The organism is Shewanella sp. SM68, assembly GCF_025653925.1.
Classification (GTDB): domain Bacteria; phylum Pseudomonadota; class Gammaproteobacteria; order Enterobacterales; family Shewanellaceae; genus Shewanella; species Shewanella oncorhynchi.
The window spans coordinates 260441-278387 of record NZ_JAKKRU010000006.1; the positions used below are offsets into that span (position 1 = coordinate 260441).

Annotated in this window: 12 protein-coding genes and 1 rRNA gene; 8 read left to right on the plus strand and 5 right to left on the minus strand. The window is 44.2% G+C overall.

Features of this window, described 5'->3' with window-relative positions; translation table 11 throughout:
• Positions 1 to 663 carry an isoprenoid biosynthesis glyoxalase ElbB gene (gene elbB / locus L5M40_RS12400; protein ID WP_113940152.1) on the minus strand — a complete coding sequence of 221 codons (663 nt, stop codon included), beginning with the start codon at positions 661 to 663 and terminating at the stop codon, positions 1 to 3.
• 387 nt (positions 664 to 1050) lie between these two features.
• Between elbB and polA the strand changes: the two genes are divergently transcribed.
• Entirely contained in the window at positions 1051 to 3819 is a 2769-nt protein-coding gene (polA, locus tag L5M40_RS12405) for a DNA polymerase I (protein ID WP_173497795.1), read from the plus strand.
• Between the two features lie 1022 nt (positions 3820 to 4841).
• Here polA and yihA read toward each other — a convergent pair.
• Positions 4842 to 5501 (minus strand): ribosome biogenesis GTP-binding protein YihA/YsxC, encoded by a 660-nt coding sequence (yihA, locus tag L5M40_RS12410; protein WP_006079362.1) that lies wholly within the window; start codon positions 5499 to 5501, stop codon positions 4842 to 4844.
• Positions 5502 to 5668: 167 nt separating this feature from the next.
• On the opposite strand from yihA, the gene L5M40_RS12415 reads away from it, so the two are divergent.
• The 5 genes from L5M40_RS12415 (at position 5669) to hemN (ending at position 10576) form a co-directional block, all read left to right on the plus strand.
• Complete coding sequence (locus L5M40_RS12415; protein WP_105250761.1) at positions 5669 to 6292, plus strand: c-type cytochrome; 624 nt, start codon at positions 5669 to 5671, stop codon at positions 6290 to 6292.
• A gap of 816 nt (positions 6293 to 7108) precedes the next feature.
• A complete protein-coding gene (locus L5M40_RS12420; RefSeq protein ID WP_263176826.1) occupies positions 7109 to 7747 on the plus strand; it encodes a class I SAM-dependent methyltransferase in 639 nt (212 codons plus the stop codon).
• 90 nt (positions 7748 to 7837) lie between these two features.
• The gene (gene yihI / locus L5M40_RS12425) at positions 7838 to 8398 is read left to right on the plus strand and encodes a Der GTPase-activating protein YihI (RefSeq protein ID WP_105250763.1); all 561 of its coding nucleotides are present in this window, start codon (positions 7838 to 7840) and stop codon (positions 8396 to 8398) included.
• A gap of 72 nt (positions 8399 to 8470) precedes the next feature.
• Positions 8471 to 8938: a DUF2489 domain-containing protein gene (locus tag L5M40_RS12430; protein ID WP_113940148.1), complete on the plus strand. Its 468-nt coding sequence runs from the start codon at positions 8471 to 8473 to the stop codon at positions 8936 to 8938.
• A 261-nt stretch (positions 8939 to 9199) separates the two neighbouring features.
• Positions 9200 to 10576 (plus strand): oxygen-independent coproporphyrinogen III oxidase, encoded by a 1377-nt coding sequence (hemN, locus tag L5M40_RS12435; protein ID WP_006084752.1) that lies wholly within the window; start codon positions 9200 to 9202, stop codon positions 10574 to 10576.
• A 96-nt stretch (positions 10577 to 10672) separates the two neighbouring features.
• On the opposite strand, the gene add is transcribed toward hemN, so the two are convergent.
• Positions 10673 to 11668, minus strand: a complete 996-nt coding sequence (gene add, locus L5M40_RS12440) for an adenosine deaminase (RefSeq protein WP_263176829.1) — start codon at positions 11666 to 11668, stop codon at positions 10673 to 10675.
• Between the two features lie 210 nt (positions 11669 to 11878).
• On the opposite strand from add, the gene L5M40_RS12445 reads away from it, so the two are divergent.
• Complete coding sequence (locus L5M40_RS12445) at positions 11879 to 13690, plus strand: DUF885 domain-containing protein (RefSeq protein ID WP_263176830.1); 1812 nt, start codon at positions 11879 to 11881, stop codon at positions 13688 to 13690.
• Between the two features lie 95 nt (positions 13691 to 13785).
• Positions 13786 to 14769: an alpha/beta fold hydrolase gene (locus L5M40_RS12450; protein ID WP_263176831.1), complete on the plus strand. Its 984-nt coding sequence runs from the start codon at positions 13786 to 13788 to the stop codon at positions 14767 to 14769.
• On the opposite strand, the gene L5M40_RS12455 is transcribed toward L5M40_RS12450, so the two are convergent.
• Both L5M40_RS12455 and rrf read right to left on the minus strand, forming a co-directional pair.
• Entirely contained in the window at positions 14726 to 17176 is a 2451-nt protein-coding gene (locus tag L5M40_RS12455) for a GGDEF domain-containing phosphodiesterase (RefSeq protein ID WP_263176832.1), read from the minus strand. The genes L5M40_RS12450 and L5M40_RS12455 overlap by 44 nt on opposite strands.
• 522 nt (positions 17177 to 17698) lie before the next feature.
• A 5S ribosomal RNA gene (gene rrf / locus L5M40_RS12460) occupies positions 17699 to 17814 on the minus strand.
• Positions 17815 to 17947: the final 133 nt, after the last annotated feature.

The following is a 17947-nucleotide window of genomic DNA, read 5'->3' on the forward strand; positions in this document are numbered from 1 at the left end:
CTAACTCTGATCAGTCATTTCTAGTAGCTTAACGACTAGCTTCTCGATGCCTGAATGCGCTTCAGCAATATTACCAGCCAACATATAAGCGGGAGTGCTGACAATGCGATTCGCTTCATCCACGACTATCTCATGTACTGTCGCAACTTGATGTTCACCGCCCATCAAATTAAACGCTGCAACAGTATCGCTATCATTACCGATAGTGCCTTTTACACCCTGGGGATATAAACGCGGGATCATCATAGGAGCAATACAGATAAAACCAACGGGCTTTTTCGCCAGAATGAACTCATTGATAAAATCAGTCACCAGCGGCTCCACTTCACACTCACTGCCATTCGTCGCAAAGTTACACAGATTTTTCGCCGCACCAAAGCCACCGGGAATGATCAAGGCATCAAATTCGGCGATATCTAATTCTGTGGTCGCTTTGACTTCGCCACGGGCGATACGCGCCGACTCCACCAGCACGTTACGACTTGCAGCAGCATCGACCTCACCAGTGAGATGATCTACTACATGCATCTGTTTGATATCTGGTGCAAAACACTGGTAGTGAGCCCCTGATCGGGATAAGCATAAAAGCGTTAAAACCGATTCATGTATCTCAGTTCCATCGAAAACACCACATCCACTCAGTAACACTGCGACTTTTTTCATTAAAAATATCCTTCTTATGTCATTAAGTTTTAACAAACCATAAACAAACTAGTTGATCTGATTAAAAATCGTGCTAACTTAATTCGTCGAATCTGACGAGTGCCGAAAATTAAGCCAATCCTTAGATGTATTTTACGGAGTCAATAAAAAATCCACAAATTGGGAAGATTTTTTAAGAAACAGTATTGAACTCACACAAATCTTTTATAAACATAAAAAACAACAACTTAAAAAAATCGCACTAAGCCGTAATCATCGCCATTATTCTCAGTTGACTTTTTCACTCACAGACTTATCCACAGGCTGAGAGTCATTTTGCCATGGCTGAAATAGTGCTTCTGTGGCATGCTTAGCGCCATCTAAGTCATCGATAAACGAAAAATACCTATGCCAACCGTCGCTAAAAACCCACTTGTGCTTGTGGATGGATCTTCTTATTTGTATCGCGCTTATTATGCGCCTCCTCACCTAACAAACTCAAAGGGCGAAGCAACGGGTGCCGTTTATGGCGTAGTGAATATGTTACGCAGCTTGTTGACCCGTTATCAGCCAAGCCATATAGCAGTCGTGTTCGATGCCAAGGGAAAAACCTTCCGCAATGACATGTACAGCGAATACAAAGCACAGCGCCCACCTATGCCTGATGATCTACGTTCGCAAATCGAACCCTTGCATCGCATTATTCGCGCACTGGGTTTACCACTGATTTCAATTTCCGGCGTCGAAGCCGATGACGTGATTGGAACTATTGCCCGCCAAGCCAGCTTAGAAAACCGTGCCGTGCTTATCAGCACAGGCGATAAAGACATGGCCCAGTTAGTGGATGAGAACGTTACGCTCATCAACACCATGACAGACACCATAATGGGCCCAGAAGAAGTCGTCACCAAATTTGGTGTCGGTCCAGACCGTATCATAGATTTACTCGCACTGATGGGCGACAAGGCTGACAATATTCCAGGCTTACCCGGCGTGGGAGAGAAAACGGCGCTCGCTATGCTCACGGGAGCCGGCAGTGTGAGTAACTTATTAGCGGAACCCGAAAAAGTCGCCGAGCTCGGCTTTAGAGGTTCTAAAACCATGGCGGCAAAAATCATTGAAAATGCCGACATGCTCAAGCTTTCTTACGAACTCGCCACCATCAAAACCGATGTCGAACTTGAGCAAGATTGGCACGAACTCACTCTCATGCCAGCAGACAAAGATGAACTGATCAAATGCTACGGCGAGATGGAGTTTAAACGTTGGTTAGCTGAAGTCTTAGATAATAAAATGACGGCAAATACCTCAATTGATGCGGCATCCACAGAAACACAAGAATACTCATCTCCAGTCGAAGCGATTGAAACACAGTACGACTGCATTCTCACCGAAGCCGAATTAGACACTTGGATTGCTAAGCTTAAACAAGCCGACTTAATGGCAGTCGATACTGAGACCACCAGCTTAGATTACATGGTGGCCGAATTAGTCGGGATTTCCTTCGCCGTTGAGACAGGAAAAGCCGCTTATCTTCCTTTGACCCACGATTACGTTGGTGCACCGACTCAAATCGATAAAACGGTCGCGTTAGAAAAACTGCGTCCGCTGCTTGAGGATCCAAAACTTAAGAAAGTCGGTCAAAATCTTAAGTACGACATCAGTATCTTAGCCAATGCAGGGATCAAACTACAGGGCGTCGCTTTCGACACTATGCTCGAATCCTATGTTTTCAACTCTGTGGCTTCGCGCCATGATATGGATGGTTTAGCACTCAAGTATTTAGGCCATAAAAATATCAGTTTTGAAGAAATTGCTGGCAAAGGTGCAAAACAACTGACCTTCAACCAAATCCCGCTAGAGACGGCTGCACCTTATGCAGCAGAAGATGCTGACATCACACTGCGTTTACACCAACATTTATGGCCAAGACTCGAGAAAGAAGCCGAACTTGCCGCCATGTTTACCGAAGTCGAATTACCGCTAATCCAAGTGTTGTCGGACATTGAACGTCAAGGGGTCTTAATCGACAGCATGTTACTCGGCCAACAGAGCGATGAACTGGCGCGTAAAATCGATACCTTAGAAGAAAAAGCCTACGACATTGCCGGTGAAAAATTCAATCTTGGTTCACCTAAGCAGCTGCAAGTATTGTTTTATGAAAAGCTAGGTTATCCGATCACCAAAAAGACCCCAAAGGGTGCGCCATCGACCGCGGAAGAAGTATTAGTCGAATTAGCCTTAGATTTCCCACTGCCAAAGGTGATCCTCGAACATCGAAGTCTATCTAAGTTAAAGAGCACTTACACCGATAAGCTGCCACTGATGGTCAACGCCAAAACGGGTCGCGTACACACTAGCTATCATCAAGCTAATGCGGCAACAGGTCGCTTATCGTCAAGCGAACCTAACCTGCAAAATATTCCGATTCGCACCGAAGAAGGTCGCCGTATTCGCCAAGCCTTTATCGCCCCAGCAGGCCGTAAAATTTTGGCCGCCGACTACTCGCAAATCGAACTACGGATCATGGCCCATTTATCCCAAGATGCAGGCTTACTCAAAGCCTTCGCCGAGGGCAAAGACATTCATAGAGCCACTGCTGCAGAAGTATTTGGTACCGACTTTGATGAAGTAACCACAGAACAACGCCGCCGTGCCAAAGCGGTTAACTTCGGCTTAATTTATGGCATGTCAGCCTTTGGTTTGGCGCGTCAGCTTGATATCCCACGCCATGAAGCACAAACCTATATCGATACCTACTTTGCCCGTTATCCTGGCGTATTACGTTATATGGAAGAAACGCGCGCGGGTGCTGCTGACTTAGGTTATGTGTCGACTCTGTTTGGTCGTCGCCTCTACTTGCCCGAAATCCGTGATCGTAATGCGATGCGCCGCCAAGGTGCTGAACGTGCTGCGATTAACGCGCCAATGCAAGGTACGGCTGCTGACATCATCAAAAAGGCCATGATCAATATTGCCCAGTGGATCAAAACAGAAACCCAAGGCGAAATCACTATGATCATGCAGGTTCACGATGAATTAGTGTTTGAAGTCGATGCGGATAAAGCAGAGGCACTTAAAAAGACAATCTGCACCTTGATGGCGCAAGCAGCTAATCTCGATGTTGAACTGCTTGCCGAAGCAGGCATTGGTGATAACTGGGATGAAGCCCACTAATCTCAGTAATATCCAGAAGAACACTATCAATATGATTTAACTGAAAATAAAGCTAATCTGACTTCAATATTTTGAGCTCAGATTAGCTCTCTCCCGTCTTAATCGCCTCTAAGAACATCAATACAGAGTCCTTTTCATCACTCAGCATAAATAACCCTTTCACAATACAAATTAGCTCGTTAAGTTAGACAAACTTCATCGGCAGAAAATGATTCACTCACAGCCAAACAATCTTTACCTGATACATTTGGCAGTAGAGTTCATCGATACACTGCCACAGCAGATGGATATTAAAAGGTGTGATTTACTCGAATTGAAACTGCATTCAAGTCAGCCATATATGCTCAAGAATGCCATAACGGTTGTTCTCTCACGCGTACACCAAAATCTTAGGTCAGGATTAGAGTAAAAAATCAAATCTCAAATATTGATCACTTTTGTATATAAATTTCGAGTTTTCTCTTTAAATCAGCCAATTAACCATTTTCACTGAAATTTTAGGATCAATTTGAGATGCTTTTTCACTCACAACCTGAGATCAAGCGCACATAATTACCTCTTTTTTGAAAAAACTGTTTTCCATTTAAAGATAAATAGAGTAATATTCTCTGCGTAGGGTACAGAGGTTAAGATGTTCTATCTTTCAGACCTTTATTTCACTTATAGTGATGAGCCAAATTCTGGCGCCTCAGCAACTTGTTTGCTGAGGCTTTTTTTTGCTCTTTTTTCAGACTTTAAGTAAATTTTAGAGTATTTACTTTAATAAGGGATGAATTGGCTGTATGCTAGTTTCATTGAGAACCATTGAAGCTAATTTGATGGTGCTTGAGTCTTGTTGAATTTAGCTTCTCCCCAAAAGAGCTAATATTTTTGGCCGATGATAATATCATCGGCTATTTTTTTGCCTGAGATTAACGAATAACCGATGGGAATGAGACTGAACAAAAGAGAAAAAATTGCAGTAAAAACAAAAAGGAGGTATACACAGTCAAATTCTACCATGTACACCAAAACAGGCGATATTATTCAGCGTTATTCGCTGCATCTAACTCATCAGTCAACCACTGTGGATGACACCATTCATTAAGAATTGCCAACACTTTAGGCTTACCGGTTCCTTTAAGTGATGAGAAGGGTTCAACTTGCACCCAGTCGCCAAACTCACTTAGTGCGAGACGCACTTCATTTACGGTTTTCATCTTAGCACTTTGGGCTAATTTGTCTGATTTCGTTAGCAAAGCTAATACAGGAATTTCACTAGCAACTGCCCATTCAATCATCTGCATATCGAGATCTTTTAATGGATGACGAATATCCATCAAGACAACCACGCCACTTAAACAAGCGCGTTTTTGCAAATATTCACCCAATGCTTGCTGCCATTTATTTTTCAACGCAAGTGGGACTTGCGCAAAGCCATAACCAGGCAAGTCAACTAAACGACGCTGAGCATCTAACTCAAATACGTTAATTAGTTGAGTACGGCCCGGTGTTTTACTGGTTCTTGCTAAACTTTTTTGCTCAGTTAATGCATTGAGTGCACTAGACTTTCCAGCATTAGAGCGGCCAGCAAATGCAATCTCAACTCCAACATCGCCGGGCAGATATTGATCCAAATGTGCAATGTCAGGTGCACTGATTAAAAACTTTGCCCTACGAAAATCTATACGAGATTCAGTCACTATTTACTCCGAAATTTTTCTACGCAATACCATAATTTATGAAGAATTACTTACTTTCCCACGTTTTCGTGTAAAATATTACTCCGATCACATTAATCATATTTTACCACGCTTGCGGGTCACCCTAGTAAGCTCAGGATAATAATTTAACCAGAAGTTGGAACGCCATGAAAAAGCTAGCTCTTGCGCTGTCTGTTGTAATTGCCGCCATATCTTCACCTGCGATTGCTGAAGGTAATGCTGAAGCGGGAAAAACGAAAATCATTGTCTGTTCGGCCTGTCACGGTATGGACGGTAACAGTATGATCGATATGTACCCCAAAATTGCGGGCCAACACGCCACTTACCTCCAAAAGCAACTACATGATTTCCGTAGCGCAGCACAAACTGGTGGTAAAGATGGTCGTATGGATCCTATCATGAGTGGCATGGCAATGCCTCTAAGCGATCAGGATATTCTCGACATTAGCGCATATTTTTCTAGCCAAGCAATCCAAGTGGCTGAAGCAAAAGATGTTCCTGAGTTAGGTGCTAAACTTTACAAAGGTGGTGATGTTTCTCGTGGCATTACCGCTTGTATGGCATGTCATGGCCCAGATGGTAAAGGCGCTGAGCTTGCAGGTTTTCCAACGCTGGCAGGCCAACACGCAAACTACATCAAGATCCAGCTGACAAAATTCCGTGAAGCGGGCCGCCATAATGACTTGAATGGCATGATGCAAGATGTGGCTAAAAAACTAAATGATAGCGATATCGACGCGCTATCAAAGTATCTTTCTAGCCTGAAGTAATCTTCGCGAGTGAAAAGAAGGGTGTATTGTCACCCTTTTTTTACACCACAAAGTTGACGTGGACGTAAACTGCTAAGATTCGTGCTTGACATAGATCACAGATTTCGGTTTAATAAGCCCCGTACCGAGATAAACCCATCTGTTTGTACAAAAAGATTAATAATAACTTACAGGTTTCGGTATAATTAACATTCAAGATATAAGAATAAAGATACTCAATAACAATAATATACTTAAGACCACTCTCTAATAATAACAAGAGTCGTGATTTCCACTTGAAATCCAGGTCAGCACAATTTTGTAAGGGATGGCCGATAACGCCAATTTGCTTCTAGCAAAACACCTTACACTAAGGGTAACTTGCCCCATCAGGACATAGTTTACATGATGTAAACTGTAGCAAAGGAAGCGATAAGCTTAGGATGCACTGGCTGGATGCTTGTTATCACAGGAAGGTACTTAAGTAACATGGATGGTTAACTCGACGTCAATGATGACGATGCTTTAAAAGATTTGTCGCGAGACCATCTACGGAAACTGTAGTCAGGATGGCGACAGAAAAAAATAAAGTGTCTGGAAGACCATTAACAAAAATAATGCAGGGAAAGCAGTAAAAAAAAGAAGGATACCGACCGGGAAAGTCGCATAGCAAGTATGGATACTTGGAATCAGGATAAGGTGCTAAAGCACCCTTTGTAAGGCGGCAGTTTAACTGCCGCCTTTTTTCTTTTGTAACACCCCATTAGTGTCTAAAATGTGCACTCAACCAATATAATTGGTACAATCAAAGCCTTAATAACCACTTCAGCAGACTCAATGCCCAGATGCCCTCTTTGTCATAACAGTCAGACACGACTCCTTCATCAAGATAAAAAGCGGAGTTTTTATGTTTGCAAGACATGTGAGTTAACCTTTGCGGATGTGAATAGCCATTTACCCCCCGCGGCAGAGAGGCAAAGATACGGTCGTTCACGCATAGCGTCGAAGCAAAAACAGTTATCGCAATTTATTTTGCCGCTGTTAGCGCAATTAGAGCAGCAACAAGCGGGCAGTTTATTAGGATTGAATTTTGGTCGCATACTCGATGATGAGAGCCTGACGACCATAGAAAATGCGGGCCACAAGTTAAATCAATATGATCCCTTTTTTGCCCCGAATCATGACGTGTTAAAGCTAGAGTATGATTTTATCTGCTGTTATCGGGTGTTTGAGCATTTTCAAAACCCTATAAAAGAGTGGACTTTGCTCTCTCGGCTACTGCATTCTGGTGGTTGGTTAGCGATAAGCACACCATTACTAACTGAATTAGATGGTTTTGCTAAGTGGCATTATAAGAACAACCTCACCCATGTGAGCTTTTATCAGCGACAAACCTTCGAGTACCTCGCAAACAATAGCGATTTTGAACTATTATTTGCCGCAAAGGACCTCGTTTTGATGCAAAAAACATCATAATCTGGTATAACACTCGGCCTAATTTCGCACCTTGTAGACAAGCTCACCCTTAGTCTGCAAGGCCATACGTTGTAAATAATTGAGAAGACCATGTCTCGTAGCAAGAAAACACGCAAGGGCGGCGAGAACAGCCCTAAGTTACAGCCAAGAGTGAAGAAGCAAGATCGCGCTGTAGCGACTGGCAAACGTAAAGATTCTGGCAATAAATCAGGTAGTCGTCATAACGAAAGCTTAATTTTAGCGCAAGCGCCGCAACAGCAGGCCGCTAAGAAAAAAGACCCGCGTCATGGCAGTAAAAAGCCTGTGGCTTTAGCAATTCCTGCGGCAGTGGTAACAGATAAAGCCGCTCAGCCAAAAGTGAAACAAGCTAAGCTGACTGACGAGCAAAAACTGCTGAAATTGGAAGAAGATCCAAGACTAAATCAGCTGTTAGATATGCTTGAAGAAGGCCGCGACCTCAACGAGGTTGACCAAAAGTGGTTAGATCAACAGCTAAATAAAATTGAAGCTCTGATGATTAAACTGGGCATTAGCGACGATATGGATGATGACACACCTTCATCACCTGCTAAGTCTTTGTCTGACGATGAGTTGTTCGACAAATTCGAATCAGGCGCTGACTTACTAAAAGATTATCAAGACAAGTTCTAACCTCTCAGTGCTAAGGCATAGGGACTCAGTTTTTAGCTGTGGCTCCTTATGCCATTCATATAAGGAGTCTCTGTGTCTACGACTATCATTATTCTCGGTTTTATCATCATAGTAGCGCTAAGTAGCTACGCCACCTTCTTAATCCTAAAACTCAAGCAGCAAAAAAAGCGTCAGCAGGCTGAACAAGCCGAGCGTGAAGTCACGGCGAATGCAAAACGCGCCCAAGTTTTAGATGATATCCGCTATATCGCCACCGCTATGATTGAAGACCGCTGTGAGATCTCTGAAGGCGTGGTCAGGATTGGGCGATTATTTGAAATCCTGTCATTAAGTGAGCGTGTGGCTCCCGATTACCCTTCATTATTCAAACACTTTGAGTTAATTAAAAATCATCCCATCATGGATGCTCGTCAAGCCTTGCCTAAGCAAGAAAGAATGAAGTTAGACTTGATCAGAATGAAGTCCGAAGCGGCATTAGAGCAAGGCATCAGTGATGATGCGAAAAAACTGTCGGATTACCAAGCCAAAGCGATGCATTAAACCAGCCCATTGCTATACCTCAAGACCACTTATATTGTGGTTTTGAGGTCATCTCGATAAAACCCGCACCAATCTTACCCTCCTTACTCCCGTGAGCCTGCGCACAAAACCGCCAAATATCGACAGACAAGCGTACTTTTTTGATAGATATTGCGTAACTTCTAAAAAGACAGACGTCATTTTTACAACCTAGATCAAGGTTATTTACTTAAGAACCTTGCATACTTCGCTTGTTGCTAATTTACCCACGGAGGACACGCCTTGAAGCAGCCCACTCAGATTAGCTGGGATCAGTCGATGATCGAAAAATATAACTACAGCGGTCCCCGTTATACCTCTTACCCAACGGCATTAGAGTTCGATGATACATTCACCGAACAAAATCTGCTGACGGCCATTGAAAATAGCAAAAGCGATAAACTGTCGCTGTATATTCATATCCCGTTCTGCGCCAAGCTTTGTTATTACTGCGGCTGTAATAAAGTCATCACCCGCCACCAACACAAAGCCGATCAGTACATTGAATATTTAAGCCAAGAAATTATTAAACGTGCGCCCCTGTTCAAACATTACAGTGTGACCCAAATGCATTGGGGCGGCGGTACACCCACGTTCTTAAATCCAGAGCAGATTCTTAAACTTACGTCATTGATTAAAGCTAACTTTAACTTTGCGGAAGAAGGCGAGTACTCAATTGAAGTCGATCCTCGCGAGATAGAACTGTCAATGCTCGACACGTTGAAAGAAGCGGGCTTTAACCGTATCTCCATCGGCGTACAAGATTTCAATAAAGAAGTGCAAATTGCCGTTAATCGCGAACAAGACGAGCAATTTATCTTCGACTTAATGGCTAAAGCGAAAGCCATGGGTTTTGTGTCAACCAACATAGATTTAATCTATGGTTTGCCACACCAAACGCCAGAAACCTTTGCCGTCACTATGCAGCGCGTTTTAGATTTATCGCCTGACCGTCTGTCGGTATTTAACTATGCTCACTTACCTGCGCGCTTTGCCGCTCAACGTAAGATCAAAGATGAGCATTTACCTTCGCCAAAACAAAAACTCGAAATGCTGCACCAAACTATCGAGACCTTAACTGGCGCTGGCTACCAATATATCGGTATGGACCACTTTGCTAAACCCGATGACGAGTTAGCCAAGTTACAGCGTGAAGGCAGACTGCACCGCAACTTCCAAGGTTATACCACCCAAGAAGAATGCGATTTGTTAGGTCTTGGCGTATCGTCCATCAGTCAGATTGGCGACTGCTATGCGCAAAACCAGAAAGATATCCGCCCTTACTATGAAGCCATAGATAAGGAAGGCCATGCTTTGTGGAAAGGTTGTAGCCTGAACCGCGACGATGAAATCCGCCGCGTAGTGATTAAACAGCTGATTTGCCACTTCGAATTAGATATGGCGAAAATTGATGAGAAGCTAGGGATTAACTTCGAAACCTATTTCGCGGAAGATCTTAAGTTAATGCAGACATTTATCGATGACAAGTTAGTTGAAATCGTCGACAGACAGATCACTATCAGCCCTACTGGCCGTTTATTGATCCGCAATATCTGTATGTGCTTCGATCTTTACTATCGTCAAAAAGCGCGTCAGCAACAGTTCTCACGCGTGATCTAAAACGCTTATTGCTGCACTCGCAAACGCTCACAAAAAATCCGACTCTAGAGTCGGATTTTTATTTATGGCTATTTTTATTAACGACTCAGAATCGACTTATACCTTAGCGGCATAGAGTGCTTTGCGCTCACTGTCCGATAAAAATGCCATTTCAACGCCGTTACGTTGCACCTGCGCTAACTCAGCATCGGTTAACTTGAGTTCAGATTTGGCGATACGATACTCATGCTTAATATCGATAGCGCTCACACCGGGATCATCGGTATTTAGGCTTATCAACACGCCTGCATCCATAAAGGTTCTGAATGGATGCTCAGCGTAAGAAGCCACAGTAGAAGTATGCAAGTTACTGGTTGGGCAAGATTCGATGCCAATACGGTGCTTAGCAAGATATTCCATCAGCTTAGGATCGTGAATCGCATTCACCCCATGACCAATTCGAGTTGCGCCAAGTTCTTGAATCGCTTGCCACATACTTTGTGAACCCGCAGCTTCACCGGCGTGAGCCGTAATCGCAAGGCCAGCATCACGAACACGTTTAAAGTGATCGTTAAATAACTCGCCAGGGAAGCCTAATTCATCACCGGCTAAGTCCATAGCCACGAGATGTTGTTTATGGGCGAGTAAGCCTTCAAGTTCTTGAGTACAAGCAGCTTGACCAAATGAACGTGACATAATGCCAATCAAATTGATCTTCACGTTATAGTCTTTTAAGCCCGCTTTAACGCCGTCAACTACCGCCTCAACTACGCCTTCAATCGGTAACTTATGGTTCATCGCCATATAGTAAGGACTAAAACGTAACTCAGCGTAATCTAAGCCAGATAACGCCGCATCGGCAACGTTTTCATAGGCGACGCGTTTAATCGCATCCAAATCTGCGAGTACAGCAACCATCCAATCGAGCTTCTTTAAGAAGGCGACTAAGCTAGTTTCTTTCCCCTGAATTTGCACAAAAGGTGCGAGTGTCTCTAAAGAATCGGCAGGTAGCGCAATGCCGTGTTGGTGTCCTAGTTCCCAAATGGTATTTACCCGCACATTACCGTCTAGGTGACGATGCAGATCCACCAATGGAATGGATGTATCAATCATATTTAACCCCTATTTGAACTACCCAGCCAATGCTTTTGTTATTTGGTCGCGGGCGGACACTAAGTTTAACACGCATTTTCGGGGGCATTTATGCGCCAAACGCATTTAAATTCACATTCAGTCACAATTCTGCTTAATATCCATACAAGGAACGGCCGCATTCATCAGGCATAATGACTTCAATAACAACGAAAATATCAGAGATCTAACATGCATAAACTCTTAATCCCCAGTTTATTGATATGCGCATTAGGCGCCTGCAGTGCCACCCAAACCACAAAAAATATTCAAACCCCATCGTCACAGGCAATATCAGCAGCACAGTCGCAAGTTGAGCCAATCGCTCCCGCGCTGCAAGCGATTATCGACCAAAGCTGGCAATTACAGCTCAGTGCGAGTCCTGAAATGGCTTACAGCATGGGCGATGCCAGTGCAGCAGGAAAATTAGCGGATCTCTCGCCAGCCGCGCTCGCTAAGCTTAATCAAGGTCAAATCGCAGTACTAGCGCAGCTCAAAGTACTCGACCGCAGCAGCTTGAGTAAAGAAGATAAGATTAACGCTCAAATACTGGAAGATCAGATCCAAAACGATGTCGACCTATATCGTTTCAAGGATTATTACCTGCCCATTACGGCGGAAAGCGGCTTCCACGCTTATATCACGTCAATCGCACAGGGAAGATTCAACACCCTTGAGGATTACCGCAACTATATTGCCAAACTCAATGCACTCCCGACCTATTTCGCCCAGCAAACCCACTGGCTAAAACAAGGATTAGCCGAGGGAATAACGCCGCCAAAAGTGACACTCAATGGCTTTGAAGACAGTATTAGTGCTTATATCGTCCCTGTTGAAAAGAGCAGTTATTTCAAACCTTTTACTCAATATCCCAACTATTTCACTGAGGCACAAAAAACTCAGCTGACCCAAGAAGGCCGCGCTTTAGTTGAGCAAAAAGTTCTACCTCTGTACCAAAACTTTTATGATTTCATGACTAAAGAGTACATTCCCAATGCTCGGGAAAATATCGCGGCCAGTAGCTTACCTAACGGCGCAGAATTTTATGAGAATAGGGTACGTTACTATACGACCTTGAATATGACGTCGACGCAAGTGCATGAACTGGGTTTAAAAGAAGTACAACGTATCCGCCAAGAAATGGAACAAATCATCGCGTCAGTAGGTTTTAAAGGCAACTTTGCCGACTTCTTACATTTCCTGCGGACCGATCCCCAGTTCTACACCACCAGTGCCGAGCAGTTACTCAAAGAAGCGGCATTTATTGCCAAAAAAGCCGATGCCATGCAACCTAAGTACTTCGGCAAACTCCCACGCCAACCCTATGGTATAGCGCCAGTGCCCGCCGAAATTGCACCGAAATACACCACTGGGCGATATTCAGGATCGAACAGCGATGATGAACCCGGTTACTACTGGGTCAACACTTATGCATTGGATAAGCGCCCACTCTACGAGCTAGAAGCCTTAACCTTGCACGAAGCAGTACCCGGTCATCATCTGCAAATTTCACTCAACTCTGAGCTAACCTCACTCCCAGATTTCCGTCGTTATGGCTATATATCTGCCTTTGGTGAAGGATGGGGGCTATATTGCGAATATTTAGGTTTAGAAGCTGGTTTCTACCAAGATCCATACAGTAACTTTGGTCGCTTAACCTATGAAATGTGGCGCGCGGCGCGTTTAGTCGTAGATACTGGCATGCACGCCCAAGGATGGAGTCGTCAACAAGCCATCGACTTTATGGCCAGCAATACCGCACTATCACTGCACAATGTCACTACCGAAATTGACCGCTATATTTCGTGGCCAGGACAAGCCTTATCCTACAAAATTGGTGAGTTAACAATCAAACGATTACGTGCCAAGGCAGAACAGGAACTCGGCGACAAATTTGATATTCGTGCCTTCCACGATGCTGTGCTCGAAAATGGCTCAGTGCCTATGTCGATCCTCGAACAGCAAATCAATGATTTTATTGAAGCGAAAAAGGCGACACGCTAAGTTAATGAAATTCATGGGAGTCGGTATTTTCAGACTCCCATGGTTGTCTGTTACACTCTAACAAACCATTCAAGCCAAATGATTTGCGACTGAGTATGAGCCAAGCCAAAGCGACATTTTCGACTGAACACGATTTAAATACCTCAGAGCAGCAAGCCTTCTGGCAAAGCGTTGTTCAAGACACGCTAGCCTCTGCCGACGGCGTTACGCTGGCCTATATGATGGTCAAACATCCCCAAGCGCATACCGCAATCGTTCTCAGTAGTGGCCGAGTCGAGTCCTATTTAAAGTATCAAGAATTGGTCTTCGACTTATACCAACAAGGTTACTCTATTTATGCCATAGATCACCGTGGCCAAGGGCTATCGGATCGTATGACAATCAATCCACACATGGGCCATGTGCGAAGATTCAATGATTATATTGATGATTTTGCACTATTTATGCAGAAGATAGTGTTACCACAAAACGACAAACAACTCATGCTACTTGGCCATTCAATGGGTGGCGCGATTGGCACTTTGTATCTCAAACAGCATCCCGATATTTTTACCGCCGCGGCATTTTCCGCACCCATGTATGGCATTAAATTACCTATGCCAAAAGCGTTCGTACGCTGGTTAGCCAGTAAACTCGATACCACACTCAATGGTGGCGAGCCTAATTATGTACTTGCAGGACAAAACTATAAACCTGTTCCATTCAAAGGGAATGAGCTAACTCACAGCCAAACCCGATACCAAGCCTACCGAGAATTGTATGATGCTGCCCCTAAGTTACAACTCGGCTCACCCACTAACCGTTGGTTGACTGAATCTTTAGATGCGGCAGATACTTGCGTACTGGCAACGGCACAAATTCGCACTCCGATACTGATACTGCAAGCGAGTGAAGATAAGATTGTTGATAATGCGGCCCAGAATCTTGCGGTGAGTACCCATTGCCAATTGAAAGTAATCGCTGGGGCTGCCCATGAGATTTTTATGGAAAAAGACGCCTGCCGAAACCAAGCCTTAAACTATGCTCTCGACTTCTTTAAACGCTACGCAATAAAGGACGAGGACAAACAAGCTGGATAAAGTCCGCTTGGTTTAAGGCTCGACTGAATAAATAGCCCTGATAGCCATCACAGCCTAGTTCAACAAAAGCTTGATATTGTTGGGATGATTCGACACCTTTGGCGACAACGCTCAAATTGAATTGCCGCGCAGAGGTAATAAGTACATTCACTTTTGTTGGCATTGTGGTTAATGAATCAATACAACTCATATCCAATTTAACCGCAACTAATGGCTGATTAGCTAAGCAGCTCAAGGCACTCAAGCCTGAACCGAAATGATCGAGGATGATACCTACACCTACTTCAACTAACTTAGAGACACGCTCATCCACAAACTGTGGTTGCATTAAAAATGCGGCCTCATTGAGCTCAATACCCAGTTGATTAGCACCAATACCATGCTCCTTAACCAACCCAACGAATGTATCAACAAAATCTGCCTGACCAAATGAGAATGCACTGATATTGAGAGTCAAAGGAGGCAAACTCCTTCCTTGAGCCCGCGATTTCTGAATAAACAGACACACCCGCTTAGCCACCCAAAGATCAAGCTCAGCAATAATTCCCCCTTGTTCTGCTAACGCCACAAATTCAGCTGGCGGAATAAACTCTCCATCAGCACGATACCAACGCGTGAGCACTTCTGCCGAGACAAGTTCACTGGTCGCATTGATCACAGGCTGGAACATTAACGTTAAGCTATCTTGTTGTAATGCGGTTTGTAATTCCTGTTGCAACAGCTCATCACGGCTCTGGCGAAAGTCCATTTCAGCATGGTAAAAAGCGCACCCAGCTTGACCTGCTTGCTTAGCGCTTAACGTTGCTAACTCGGCACGACGCATCACTAAAGCAGGCTCTAAGGTTTCTATACTATCGAGTAAACAGATCCCCACACACGCGCTAAGCTCAAAGTGATGATGACCGTAATGGAATGGTCGAGCAATAACTTGCCTTAACTCACTCGCAAGGGCTAAAGCACGACGAGCAGCGGCTGACGCATCTGCCGCTAAATCTTTAGCAAGCAAAACGAAATTACCAGACTCTAATCGACCGACCGTTATATTTTCAGTGAAATAACTCGATAAACGGGCCGCGATTTGCGTTAACAAGCGCTCTAATTCATGGGAATGTAAAGTGGCGACCAATCCTAAGCGATCCACCTCAACGAGCAGCAATGCTCCCCATTGCCCCGAACTATTACCTTGGGTTAAAAATTGCGATAAACGCACCATAAAGACATCGGGCAACATCTTGCGACCGACAACAGATTGATCCACAAGCTCAGTAATTGCAGCATGGTTCTTCGCGCTTTCTGACACATCCATATGAATGCCTATCATGCGAGTCGGGCGCCCTTGGGGATCCCAATCAACTAACATACCGCGGTCTAACACCCACACATAATGGCCATCTCTATGCCGTAAGCGGTGAACACTTTCAAATTCTTTACTCTTTCCGCTAACGTATTCCTGCAAAGCATCTAACACAATCTGCTTATCATCGGGATGTAGCCGCGTCTCCCATGTCTGGAATACTCCAGCCAATTCATCAGGCGCATAACCAATCATCTCTTTCCAGCGATCAGAAAGAAAAACCTCCCCCGTACTGATGTCCCAATCCCAAATACCGTTACGCGAACCTTCCACAGCAAATAACCAACGCAATTCACTGTCATTCAGCTGTTTAACTGCCCGACTTAAACGCTCATGTGCCTGCTGCAAACTGGCTTGCAAAGATAAAACTTCAGATGAACTCCAAGGTATCGATGTCGAAAAGGAAGAAGTACCGACCTGCTTAGCTGCCTCGCTCAACATTTGGAATGGGCGGATCAACAGGAAATATAAAATAAAGGTAAAGCCAATCAGCAATAATCCGCCAAGGCCCCAAACCCGCATAAAACGTTGCTGCAACTTAGCAGAAGCTTCGGCAACTAAAGGGGCTAAATCGGCTTCAAGATAAATCAAATCAACAGCCCCACCATACTGGGGAAGAACGGGATAATATGCTTGAATAGTTAAACGGTCGAGATTAACGAGGATCTGCGGAAAAAAAGCTTGAACCACAGAGCGGTGAAGGTCTACATCATAACCATCGATGACTTGAGTCGCATTGCTATCTCGCCACACAGTATGATTAGCAAAACGAATACGGCTTTCAGCATCAACCAAGATATACACCATAGTGCCCATATCCAGCGCAGCCAAGGAAACTTCCTGCTCAATCCGCTCCACATCCTGTAAAGCTTGCGCCGATTGAACCACATTCTGCATGCGGAACAACTGTTGCTTTATCAAAGCCGACTGTCGCTGCGCAAGTTCAGCCCTAACTTGGTCACTTTCGAACAGGTACTCGCCTATGACCAACACTAAATATAGGGTCAGCATACAAAGAGGAAGCAGTACCGCGAGCGAAAGCTTACGAAGCATAGGCAACAGATGGCCGTTAACAAAAAAATTAATATTTTTGTATGCTAACGGGAAACTAACCACTAAGCAAAAGGACTTATCAAACTAAGCGAGATCTTCATGTAAATAATCAACTTATAGTATAAAAGTCTGAAATAAAGGAAGGAAAAAACGTAAAGAACTAGCAGAAGAACCAAAACTAAAATGAATAGAACAATGCTATATAGCATTGGTCTTTAAATGACAATTTAACAAATTGCAGACGCAAAAAAGCCAGCTTATTCAGCTGGCTTCGTTGCATCTCAATGAGATAATTAGGCGCTTGGCGGTGACCTACTTTCTTTTATCCCTGAAGGGGATACATGGGGGCGAGTCATCATTGCCTAAAATGCGCAGCATTTTGATGATGTGTCGCGCGGAGCAATGTATTGCGCAGCTGGGGACCCCGCTCAGCGGCGGGTTGACATCGAGATAAGTTTTCGCGAAGCGTATAAACACAAAAGCCCTAGCGGTTTAGGCTAGGGCTTTGGTGTTTATTTGGATGCTTGGCGATGACCTACTCTCACATGGGGAGACCCCACACTACCATCGGCGCGTTTGCGTTTCACTTCTGAGTTCGGGATGGGATCAGGTGGTTCCACAAGGCTATTGTCACCAAGCAAATTCTGTTTATTACCGTGTCCATCTCTGGCTCACGTTAATAATAATTCGGAAAGCTGATTTTCTGTTGAGTCTTTAACTTTATCAAGTGTCGATATTCTGTCTAAGGCTTCTTTGTAAAACCCATCTGGG

Coding starts and splice junctions, on each gene's coding strand:
- L5M40_RS12420 (WP_263176826.1), top strand. CDS start 7,109: ATGCCCAGATGCCCTCTTTGTCATAACAGTCAGACACGACTCCTTCAT.
- yihI (WP_105250763.1), top strand. CDS start 7,838: ATGTCTCGTAGCAAGAAAACACGCAAGGGCGGCGAGAACAGCCCTAAG.
- add (WP_263176829.1), bottom strand. CDS start 11,668: ATGATTGATACATCCATTCCATTGGTGGATCTGCATCGTCACCTAGAC.
- polA (WP_173497795.1), top strand. CDS start 1,051: ATGCCAACCGTCGCTAAAAACCCACTTGTGCTTGTGGATGGATCTTCT.
- L5M40_RS12450 (WP_263176831.1), top strand. CDS start 13,786: ATGAGCCAAGCCAAAGCGACATTTTCGACTGAACACGATTTAAATACC.
- elbB (WP_113940152.1), bottom strand. CDS start 663: ATGAAAAAAGTCGCAGTGTTACTGAGTGGATGTGGTGTTTTCGATGGA.
- L5M40_RS12415 (WP_105250761.1), top strand. CDS start 5,669: ATGAAAAAGCTAGCTCTTGCGCTGTCTGTTGTAATTGCCGCCATATCT.
- L5M40_RS12455 (WP_263176832.1), bottom strand. CDS start 17,176: ATGCTTCGTAAGCTTTCGCTCGCGGTACTGCTTCCTCTTTGTATGCTG.
- L5M40_RS12445 (WP_263176830.1), top strand. CDS start 11,879: ATGCATAAACTCTTAATCCCCAGTTTATTGATATGCGCATTAGGCGCC.